The following is a 10939-nucleotide window of genomic DNA, read 5'->3' on the forward strand; positions in this document are numbered from 1 at the left end:
AAAATGGATTTAAGAGAACTAATCAAAAAAGAAATAGAAAGATATAACAAAGAATTTAAAATCACAGAAAAAGACATTTCTTTAACTCCAAAAGATGTTGCAAAATACATAGATCATACTATCTTAAAAGCAACAACAACGCCTAAAGATATAAAAAGAATATGTAAAGAAGCAAAGGATTATCACTTTTTCTCAGTATGTGTAAATCCTGTATATGTTCCATTAGCAAAAGAAGAGTTAAAAGGAACAGATGTAAAAGTAGCTACAGTAATAGGTTTTCCTCTAGGTTCAAATTCCATAGATGTAAAAGCATATGAAACAGATATAGCTTTAAATGATGGTGCGGATGAATTCGATATGGTTATTAATGTGGGTATGTTAAAAGCTGAAGAATATAATTATATATATGATGAAATAAAAGCAGTTGTTGAGGCAGCTCAAGGAAAAACAGTAAAAGTAATTATAGAAACATGTTATTTAACAACAGAAGAAAAAATAGCAGCATGTGTAATATCAAAAGAAGCTGGAGCGCATTTCGTAAAAACATCCACAGGTTTTGGAACTGGTGGAGCAACAGTCGAAGATGTCGCTTTAATGAAATTTGTAGTTGGTGAAGCATTAAAAGTAAAAGCATCAGGCGGAGTTAGAAGTTTTGAAGATGCTGAAAAAATGATAAAAGTTGGAGCAGAAAGAATTGGGGCAAGTTCAGGAGTAAAAATTGTGAGTGGTGAAAAATCTAACGCAGATTATTAAAAATAATAAAACCCCTTTAAGCAAAAAGCTTAAAGGGGTTTTTATTTTCATATAATTAAGGATTCTTTTATATTGTAGTAATATTAATAATTTAAAATAGCTTGAAATTATTTAAGGGAGGAAAAAAGATGGAAATAAAGAATGTGAGTATCTCAGAAAAATTGGCAAATCCTGCTCCATTAGGTTTAATGGGCTTTGGTATGACAACAGTGCTATTAAATCTTCATAATGCAGGTATTTATGAGTTAAATGTGATGATTATGGCAATGGGAATTTTTTATGGTGGATTAGCTCAAGTGATTGCTGGTATTTTTGAAATGAAAAAGAATAATACTTTTGGTGCTACAGCATTTACATCTTATGGTTTATTTTGGTTGTCATTGGTGGGTATTTGGACAATGCCAAAAATGGGATTAGGCGAACCAGCATCTGCAACTGCAGTAGCATTTTATCTTTTGTTATGGGGAATTTTTACATTATTTATGTACATAGGAACATTAAATGGTAACAAATCACTTCAGGTTGTATTTGGAACGTTGACGATATTATTTTTCTTATTAGCAATAGGTGATTTTACTGGAAGTGCGATAATAAAAACTATTGCTGGTTGGGAAGGAATCTTTTGTGGTGCTTCTGCAATATATACAGCAATGGGAGAAGTATTAAATGAAAAATTAGGAAAAACCGTATTACCATTATAACAAAATAATATCTATTTTAATATAACTTTTCAGAACAACTTTTTACGATTAAACTTTTGTTAAAAATTAATAACTAGTTGACTTAGCGATAAAATTTTGATATAATAAAAGTAGATCTTTTTCCCTGTAGGACCTCATACCTCTGTTTTTCGAGTTTCCTGTTACAGGGTTGATGTCTAAGAATTTAACCAAATTTCTTAAAACATCTGGATTGTTGAATTCGTATTCCTTACGAAAGTAAGGGGTACGAATTTTTTTCTATTCCTTTCTCTATTCTTTTTTCAATCCCTTTTTATAGTTTTCTTTTAACAACTCATCAATAGCTTATACAAAGTTTTCAAACATGTGAAATTCCTCCTCATCTCTTTCAATATTTATTTCAAACTTTTTAATTCCATATCTTTTTCATATTCTGGTTAGTGTGTCCAATTAGTAAAGCAAGCGAAAACTCGCAGATTGTCCGAAAAAATAGAGAATGAAGCCGGTCAATTTTGCATGGATGCAAAATTGAGTGAAGCCGAACACGGATGTGAGTCTGATACGACCGGCGAGAATGAGCTATTTTTGAGGATTAACAATCAAGGTTTGAGCGACTTTACTTTTTTGGACATCGTAATATTCTGGTGTAGCGAAAAAGAAAGTGAAAATAATTGGAAAATTATCTGCAAATGAAGTTACCGAAATGTGATATAATTCAAGTATAGAGGTAAATATTTGCTCTGTAAATATTTAAAGAGTTCTAAAAAATTAAAAACTTAAAAAGTATTAAATGAATTTTTGCATACAATAAGAGCAATGTATCATATGAGAGGTGAAACTATGAAAATAATAAGAGAATCACCGTACATATGGAGAATAAAAAAATATGATAATATGAAAGTAGACGCTATAATTTTTACAGACTCAAAAACTATAAACAATTCAGAATATCAAGAGGCAATTAACCAATTGATAAATGTAGCAACTTTACCTGGGATTGTAAAAGCTGCATATGCTATGCCAGATATACATTGGGGGTATGGATTTCCAATAGGTGGAGTAGCAGCGTTTGACAAAGATGAAGGAATAATATCTCCTGGTGGAGTGGGATTTGACATTAACTGTGGTGTTAGAGTGATGATTACTCCATTAAATTATAAAGATATAGATATTGATATTGATAAATTAATAAAAGAAATATATAATGAAATACCAGTAGGGATTGGATCCAGAACAAAATTTAAATTTTCTGTGAAAGAAATGAAGAATATTATAGAAAATGGTGCATATTGGGCAGTCAGCAATAATTATGGAATATCAGAAGATTTGAATAATATAGAAGATAGCGGTAAAATTATATACGCGGATTCTAAAAAAATTAGTTCAGAAGCTATAAAAAGAGGATCCAATGAATTAGGAACATTAGGTTCAGGAAATCACTTTATTGAAATCCAAAAAGTGGAAAAAATATATGATAAAGAAAAAGCTAAGGAATGGGGATTGTTCGAAAACCAAATAGTTTACACAGTTCATTCTGGCTCAAGAGGATTAGGACATCAAGTGGCCACAGATTATATTAAAATATTCAGAGACAATTTAAAAGAGTGGAATAAAAAAATTCCGGATAAACAATTAATCAATGCTCCTTTTAATAGTCAATATGGTCAGGATTATTTTTTTGCGATGAATGGTGCAGCTAATTTTGCTTTTGCAAACAGACAGGTTATGGGGCATCAAATAAGAAAAATCTTTAAAAAAATATATAATGTTAATGTAAAATTATTATATGATATTACACACAACATTGCTAAATTAGAAAAACATAATATTAATGGAAAAGAAATGGATTTAATTGTTCACAGAAAAGGCGCAACAAGAGCATATGAAAATCAACCAGTGCTTATTCCTGGTGACATGGGGACATCCTCATATATTCTTATAGGAACAGCTAAATCAATGAAATTAGCATTTGGCTCATCAGCACATGGAGCAGGAAGAGTTTTAGGTAGAAGGCAAGCAAAAAGAAGATTAAACTCATCTGCTGTTATAAATGAATTAAAAGAAAAAAATATACATCTAATAGCTAAATCTAAATCAACAATTGTAGAAGAAGCTCCAGAAGTTTATAAAAATATAGAAGACATTGTAAATATCATCGAAAAGATAGGAATATCCAAAAAAATAGCAAAGTTAACTCCCGTTGGTGTTGTAAAGGGTTAATAAAAATTAAAAGGTATATTCAAGTTAAATATTTAAAACCGTAATGATTTATTTCTATAATTTAAATAAGAGAAATATCAACGGGGGTAATAATATGTTTGCAAAATATGAATGTATAGCTTGTGTAATTGAACAGATAAAAAGTATTATAAACAAAAATTTTAAAGATTACGAAGAAAAAGAAAAATTTGAAATTATGAATAAAATATCTTTAGAAATGCTAAAATATTCTACCTATGGAAAAAAACCTATAGAAATGGCCAGGATAATATATGATAATTTAAGCGAATATACAGGAACTACAGATTATTTTAAAGAAGAAAAAAAGCAATCAAATGAAACATTTTTAGAGGTATTTGATGAAATGTATATATTCTTAAAGGATTCAGAAGATCCGCTAAAAAATGCAGCAAAACTTTCCGCTTTAGGAAATGTTATAGATTATGGAGTAAAAAATTCTTTTGGAGAATTAGAGTGGGAATTAGAAAATATACTTAAAACAAAAGATTTTGTTTTAGACGATTTTGAAAGTTTTAATGAAACATTAGAAAATGCTAAGATATTATTATATATACACGATAATGCGGGAGAAATAGTTTTAGATAAATTGTTTATAAAGATTATTAAAGAAAAATATCCCTATTTATATGTAATTTCAGCAGTAAGAGGTGCACCGGTAATAAATGACGTTACACTTGAAGATGCAAAAGAGATTGGTTTAGATGAAGTATCATCTGAAATAATATCATCAGGTAGTAAAATACCCGGAACATTGCTAAGCGATGTTAATCAAGAATTTATGATTGCCTACAAACAAGCGGATGTTATAATTTCAAAAGGACAGGGTAATTTTGAGGGGTTATCAGGAGAAGAAGAAAATATATATTTTGTTTTAATGTCAAAATGTCCAGTAGTTTCAAGAGAATTAGGGGTAAAAGTAGGAGATTTAGTTTTTTCTAGAAAAAATTTATTTGTAAAATAATATTTGTTTCATATCATATTTTAAGGGGGTAAGAAGATGAAAAAGTTATTTATTGTATTATTGGTAATTTTGACAGTTGCAGTTTTTGCTGCTCCAAAACACCTTGTTATTTTTCATATGAATGACACTCATGGTCATGTATGGCCATATAGTGAGTATCATAATCCTGACATTGGGGGATTTGCAAGGATTGCTACATTAGTAAATGCAGAAAAAGAAGTAAATCCAAATGTATTGTTCCTACATGCAGGAGACGCTAACACAGGTGTTCCAGAATCAGATCAATTAGATGCTATACCAGATTTTGTTACAATGCATTACATGGGTGTAGACGCAATGGCATTAGGTAACCACGAATTTGACAATCCAATAGAAACAACACTTATGCAACAAAGATACGCAGGATTTCCATTCTTATCTGCTAACTTTGTAACAAAAGATGGCAGACAATTATTCAAACCTTATATTATTAAAAATGTGGGTGGAGTTAAAGTTGCTATTCTTGGTGTAACAACAGAACAAACACAAGTATTAGAACCAATACATTTAAAAGGCGGAAAATTCTTAAATGTTGAAGAAACAGTGAAAAAATATTTACCAGAATTAAAGAAAAAAGCAGATATTATAGTTGTTCTTGGTCACTTGGGTTTTGGCGGAGAATATCAACCATTAGGTGTAGAATACACAACATCAGATCAATTAGCAAAAGACGTAAAAGGAATAGATATAATTATTGATGGACATTCACACACATTGATGGATAAAGCAGCAAACATAAATAAAACAATAGTTGTTCAATCAGGAGAATGGGGAAAATACTTAGGAAGATTAGATTTATGGGTAGAAAATGGAAAAATAGTAGACTATGAATGGGCACCAATTCCAATCAATATGAAAAAATATTTAGGAAAAGATGCAAATGGAAAGGCTCAATATGAATTTGTAACAGAACCAATTCCAGAAGATCCATTCATTAAAATGATTGCTGATTATTATTATACATTAGGCGCTGAAGAATTAAATAAAGTGATTGGTGAAACAAAAATATTATTAGATGGCGAAAGAGCTCATGTTAGAAGTGGAGATACAAATTTAGGACATTTAATAACAGATGCAATAATGTGGAAAACTGGTGCAGATGTTGCATTACAAAATGGTGGAGGAATTAGAGCTTCAATACAACCAGGACCTATAACATATAGAGATATATTAACAGTATTACCATTTGGAAACACAACATATGTAATTGAAATGACAGGTGCAGACTTAATGAAAGTGTTAGATTATGCAGCAAAAATACCTGCAGGAAAAGGCGCATGGTTACATGTTGGTGGAATGACATACAAAATAAAAGATGGAAAACCAGTTGATGTAATGGTAAATGGAAAACCTATAGATTTAAAAGCAACATATAAAGTAGCTGCTAACAATTATATTGCTGGTGGCGGAGATGGATACAAAATGTTAAAAGGATTAAAAGGATACGATACAGGATTTGTATTAGCAGATGTTGTTAAAGAATACATTCAAAAACTCGGAACAATTGAAAATTATGACAATGAAACAAGAGTAGTTGTTGAAAAATAATAAAATCTAATTTAACTCCTTCCAATTGTTGGAAGGAGTTTTTTAAATTCAAACTGTAATAATTAGCGTATCACTTCGTAATAATAAAAGTATATACTATAAGAGAAATCACACGTAGTTACAAGGGTAACACGGAGAAACATGGAGGAAAACATGAGAGGAAAAGTTAAATGGTTTGACGCAAAAAAAGGTTATGGATTTATTTCAGGTGAAGATGGAAATGACGTATTTGTACATTTCACAGCATTAGCAATGGACGGATTCAAAACATTAGAAGAAGGTCAAGATGTTGAATACGACATTCAAGAAAACAACAAAGGTTTACAAGCAGTTAATGTAACAACACTCTAATAAAACCAATCAAGCCCCGTAAAGGGGCTTTTAATATTTTAATCTACATAGTTGACATTTATAAAAAAAAGGTATATAATTAAAATGTCTTTTAAAGACAAAGAATCATATCCGTAGTTGCAATGGGTAACACGGTAGAAACATGGAGGAAGAGTATGAGAGGAAAAGTTAAATGGTTTGACGCAAAAAAAGGTTATGGATTTATTTCAGGTGAAGATGGAAATGACGTATTCGTTCATTTCACAGCAATAACAATGGACGGATTCAAAACATTAGAAGAAGGTCAAGAAGTAGAATATGACATTCAAGAAAACGAAAAAGGCTTACAAGCAGTTAATGTAAGAGCTATCTAACTAAACCAATAAGCCCCGTAAAGGGGCTTTTTATTTTTCTATAGTTTTTTCCACATATTTACTAGTAATAGCTTTTAACAAACAACCATAACTCATTTTAAATTGAATAGTATCCCCAAGATTATAAATATTATCTGAATCAGTTAAATCAACAATTGTATGATCACTACTGGAATGTAAAACTTCAATTTTATTATCAAGAGGTATTAAACCATCAGGAGAAATATCCTGTTCTCCAATAGCAAGAATAGCCTTTAATCTCTTACCTTTATCTTCAAAAACAGGTTTTCTTCCAAAAGCATCAAATCCAATTTCTCCCATAGGAACAGAAGGTTTTTCTTTTAATTCAATAATTTGGGCTTCTAATATAACAGTATCCTGTCTATTTCCTGGAACAATCCTATCATTTGTTACATCAGTACCACAGATAATAGATTCACCAAGTCTAAAATGGTTTATTCCTTTAGGTAAAGTTCCATTTTCTATTAAAGGTAAAGCTGCAGTATTGCCACCTGAAATTATTTCTAATTTTCTATTTAAAATTTCTTCAATTTCATTACGTATTTCAAGCAAAATATTCATATTATCAATACTGGGCAAAACTCCACCAAAACAGCCAAGATTTGTTCCAATTCCTTTTAAAAATATATTGCTATATTTTTGGGCACAAATAATTTCATCAACGGCATTTTCATACCAAACCCCTTCTCTTAAATCACCCACATCAACCATATAAATAATATCCTGAACTTTATTCTTTTCTTTAGCTATATCATTTAACCATTCCACAGTTTTTAATTCAGAAACCATCACAATATCAACATAATCTACAACTAACTCTAATTCTGATTTCATAGGAATTCTTAATAACATAAATTCTGCATCAATATCATTTTTTTTCATATTGATGATATTTTGAATTCTTGAATCACCTAAAGAAGTAATTCCTGCGTCAACCATAGCTTTAGCAACATCCAAATTACCCGAAACCACTTTAGTAACACCGGTTATTTTAACGTCCTTCTTATCACAGAGCTTTTTTAAATTTTTAGCGTTATGTTTGATTTTATCAGGATAAATATGAAGAACAGGATACATATTCATTCCTCCCTCAAATCTTTTATATTATTAGAATCAATACCAAAACATTCTTTTTCAGCATTACCGTAAGGTTCAATATGTATAACAATATCTCTAATATTCTTCTTTTTTTCTTTTATTTTACTTTCCAACTTTGCACAAATATCATTTGCTTCTTTTACAGTTATTTCTGGTGGGAGTTCTAAATGCATATCTATAAAAATTTTATAACCAAATTTTCTTGCTCTAATCTTGTGAGGATTTTTAGCGCATTTCATCTTTTTAGTTTCTTCAATAACAATATCATAAATATCTTTCAACTCTGGAGAACTCTCCATAAATTCACTTGAAGATTCCATAAATTGTTCAAATCCTGTCTTTATAATCATAAAAGAAACAAAAATAGCAATTGCAGAATCCAACCACCATATGCCGGTAAAATATAAAGCCACCATACCTATTAAAACAGAAGAAGAAGTAAAAATATCATTTCTCATATTAAGAGCATCTGCTATTATTGCATTACTTTCAATTTTCTTTCCCACAGATAATCTATATTTATATAATATAAATTTAGTTATTACAGAGATAAAAGCAATAATTACAACAAACAAAGCATTTTCAATAATAACATCTTTTTTTATTAAACGATTAATAGAATTAATTAAAACCTCGAATCCTGCATATATAATAATCAAAGAAACAACCTTTGTAGCAATAGTTTCTGCTCTTTCATGACCATAAGGGTGTTTTAAATCCGGTGGTTTATTGGATATTTTACCAGCAATTAATGTCATAAAAGATGTTAAAATATCTGTAGCAGTATCAAGCCCATCAGCAAGAATAGCCATACTATTTGTAAAAAAACCTATTGCTATTTTTAATACAGCCAAAAAAGTATTTGTAAATATCGAGATTAAAGAAGATTTAGTAGATATTTTCTCTCTTTCAATATAATCCATTTTGCACCTCTATATTGTTTTATTTTCTATAATATAATTAATAGATTCTTCCAAAAAAGGGTCATTTACATTCATTCCCAGATCAACATCTGGTTTATTTGCCCCATGGAAATCACTACCAGCAGTAATATAAAGGTTGGTTTCAATTGCTAAATCTCTAAATAGTTTAATTTCAGAATTACTATGTTTAGGGTAATAAACTTCAATACCCCAAAGTCCATGTTTTTTTAATTCTAAAATAATTTCTTTTAATTTTGAATAAGATAACTTTAAATATTTTGGATGAGCAATAACAGGAAATCCTCCAGCATTTCTTATAAGTCTTACAGCCTCTTTTGGTTCAATTTTTTCTTTAGGGATATGTGCAATTTTTCCATCACCAAGATATTTATCAAAAGCTTCATCTCTATCTTTAACATATCCTTTTTTCAATAATACCCTTGCAAAATGGGGCCTTCCAACAACATCACCACCAGCCTCATTTATCACTTCTTCTAAAGCAATATCAAATCCTAAACTGTTTAACCTTTCAATCATTAACTTATTTCTATTTTTTCTAAAATTTTGAACCTTTTCAAGAGCACTATTTAAATCATTATTATCCAAACTTATATTATATCCTAAAATATCAAACATATTTTTAAACTTACAACTAATTTCAAGTCCTGTAATATAATTAACTTCATATTTGTTTGCAAAATAAATTGCCTCTTTTTGTGCGCCAATATTATCATGATCTGTAACAGAATATAATAATAGATTTTTTTCTTTAGCTTTTAAAATTAACTCCTCTGGTGTAAAAGTTCCATCTGAATAAATTGAATGTGAGTGCAAATCTAAAAACATATACGGCCTCCTTTACAATAAATTAATGCGGGCAAAGAGCCCGCATTATGCGAGAATATCTAACTTTTGTCCTTGATACATCTCTCCAACAATTCTAACCATTTTTTCTGTTAAACCGTTTTGCTTATACATAATAGCATTTAAAAGATTCCCAAAATCTTGAGCAGTTTTTTGAACATTTTGAACAGCCTTTGCATTAACCTGCCTTGAAACATTTTGTGGAACATATTGGGATGAAACACCACTTACAGGACTGATCATTTTATCACCTTCTTTAGAGCTTTGACTAAGTTATCTATAATATATATCGTCTTAACTTCCACTATATTTAATTATATCATTATATTCTTTAAATTACAAAACATATTCACCCCTTATTTCTCTCTTGTTTTATTTTATCTTCGAAGGACTTTCAAAATTGGTTTTTATAAACCAAATATGTAATTTTATTCCATTTTCTTCTTCTGTTATATATTCAAAATCTTTTATAGTATCCGAATATATTATTAACCATCCTTCTTTTTGCCCTTTTCTTTTTATATATTCTTTTATTTGTTTTTTTGATTTTTCATATTGATCTTCATCTATATTAGCTTTTATTTCTATTAAATATTCTTTGTTGTTTAAATTTATCAATAAATCTATTCTTCCTCCGCCTATTTGTGTTTCTGGATATACTTTTCCATCTGCCGCTTCTACATACAAGCTAAGGAATTGATCAAGATTGTATTGATATACTCCTTCGTAATAGTTCCTGCCTTTGAACATTACTGCTCCTCTTGATTTTATATATTCTATATATCTTTTCATCAATTTGTTTAAATCCAGACTTCCATCTTTGTTTAGATATTTTTTTATACTTTCATCAAATGGTTTCATTTGCGATTTTTCTCCATTAATTTGTGGTTTGAAATGATTGTATAATTTTTTATAATATAACGGTACTTTTACACAACATTTGCCGTCACAGTCATCTATTACCCCATTTAAATATAAGAATTTTATTCTATCATCGCTTATATCAAACTCAATACTTTCTGGTTCAAATAATATTTTCATCATTAATTCTTTTTCTTTTTTCGCTTTTGATATAATATTTTCCATATTTTTATCTATGTATTTTCT

The 10939-nt window shown here is 29.4% G+C and carries 11 protein-coding genes and 1 pseudogene; 7 read left to right on the top strand and 5 right to left on the bottom strand.

All coding sequences use genetic code 11. From position 1 onward, the window contains the following. Positions 1–3: 3 nt before the first annotated feature. The 7 genes from deoC (at position 4) to BUA62_RS04970 (ending at position 6926) form a co-directional block, all read left to right on the top strand. Positions 4–753 carry a deoxyribose-phosphate aldolase gene (deoC, locus tag BUA62_RS04940; RefSeq protein ID WP_072864065.1) on the top strand — a complete coding sequence of 250 codons (750 nt, stop codon included), beginning with the start codon at positions 4–6 and terminating at the stop codon, positions 751–753. 128 nt (positions 754–881) lie between these two features. Continuing rightward, positions 882–1454 (top strand): acetate uptake transporter, encoded by a 573-nt coding sequence (locus BUA62_RS04945; RefSeq protein WP_072864067.1) that lies wholly within the window; start codon positions 882–884, stop codon positions 1452–1454. An 819-nt stretch (positions 1455–2273) separates the two neighbouring features. After that, on the top strand, positions 2274–3653 hold the full coding sequence (locus tag BUA62_RS04950) for an RtcB family protein (protein ID WP_072864070.1): 1380 nt from the start codon (positions 2274–2276) through the stop codon (positions 3651–3653). Between the two features lie 94 nt (positions 3654–3747). Beyond that, positions 3748–4635, top strand: a complete 888-nt coding sequence (locus BUA62_RS04955; protein WP_072864072.1) for a damage-control phosphatase ARMT1 family protein — start codon at positions 3748–3750, stop codon at positions 4633–4635. A gap of 36 nt (positions 4636–4671) precedes the next feature. Beyond that, positions 4672–6222, top strand: a complete 1551-nt coding sequence (locus BUA62_RS04960) for a 5'-nucleotidase C-terminal domain-containing protein (protein WP_072864075.1) — start codon at positions 4672–4674, stop codon at positions 6220–6222. 153 nt (positions 6223–6375) lie between these two features. Beyond that, entirely contained in the window at positions 6376–6573 is a 198-nt protein-coding gene (locus BUA62_RS04965; RefSeq protein WP_072864077.1) for a cold shock domain-containing protein, read from the top strand. Between the two features lie 155 nt (positions 6574–6728). Next, a complete protein-coding gene (locus BUA62_RS04970; RefSeq protein ID WP_072864080.1) occupies positions 6729–6926 on the top strand; it encodes a cold-shock protein in 198 nt (65 codons plus the stop codon). A gap of 30 nt (positions 6927–6956) precedes the next feature. On the opposite strand, the gene BUA62_RS04975 is transcribed toward BUA62_RS04970, so the two are convergent. The 5 genes and pseudogenes from BUA62_RS04975 to BUA62_RS04995 all read right to left on the bottom strand — a co-directional run. Beyond that, complete coding sequence (locus tag BUA62_RS04975) at positions 6957–8024, bottom strand: alanine/ornithine racemase family PLP-dependent enzyme (RefSeq protein WP_072864082.1); 1068 nt, start codon at positions 8022–8024, stop codon at positions 6957–6959. A gap of 2 nt (positions 8025–8026) precedes the next feature. Next, on the bottom strand, positions 8027–8968 hold the full coding sequence (locus tag BUA62_RS04980) for a cation diffusion facilitator family transporter (protein WP_084670708.1): 942 nt from the start codon (positions 8966–8968) through the stop codon (positions 8027–8029). Between the two features lie 9 nt (positions 8969–8977). Continuing rightward, the gene (locus BUA62_RS04985; protein WP_072864084.1) at positions 8978–9814 is read right to left on the bottom strand and encodes a PHP domain-containing protein; all 837 of its coding nucleotides are present in this window, start codon (positions 9812–9814) and stop codon (positions 8978–8980) included. 45 nt (positions 9815–9859) lie between these two features. Continuing rightward, positions 9860–10075 (bottom strand): hypothetical protein, encoded by a 216-nt coding sequence (locus BUA62_RS04990; RefSeq protein ID WP_072864087.1) that lies wholly within the window; start codon positions 10073–10075, stop codon positions 9860–9862. Between the two features lie 129 nt (positions 10076–10204). Further along, a pseudogene (locus BUA62_RS04995) lies at positions 10205–10939 on the bottom strand (PD-(D/E)XK nuclease domain-containing protein); the annotation flags it as partial.

The organism is Marinitoga hydrogenitolerans DSM 16785, from assembly GCF_900129175.1.
Classification (GTDB): Bacteria; Thermotogota; Thermotogae; order Petrotogales; family Petrotogaceae; genus Marinitoga; species Marinitoga hydrogenitolerans.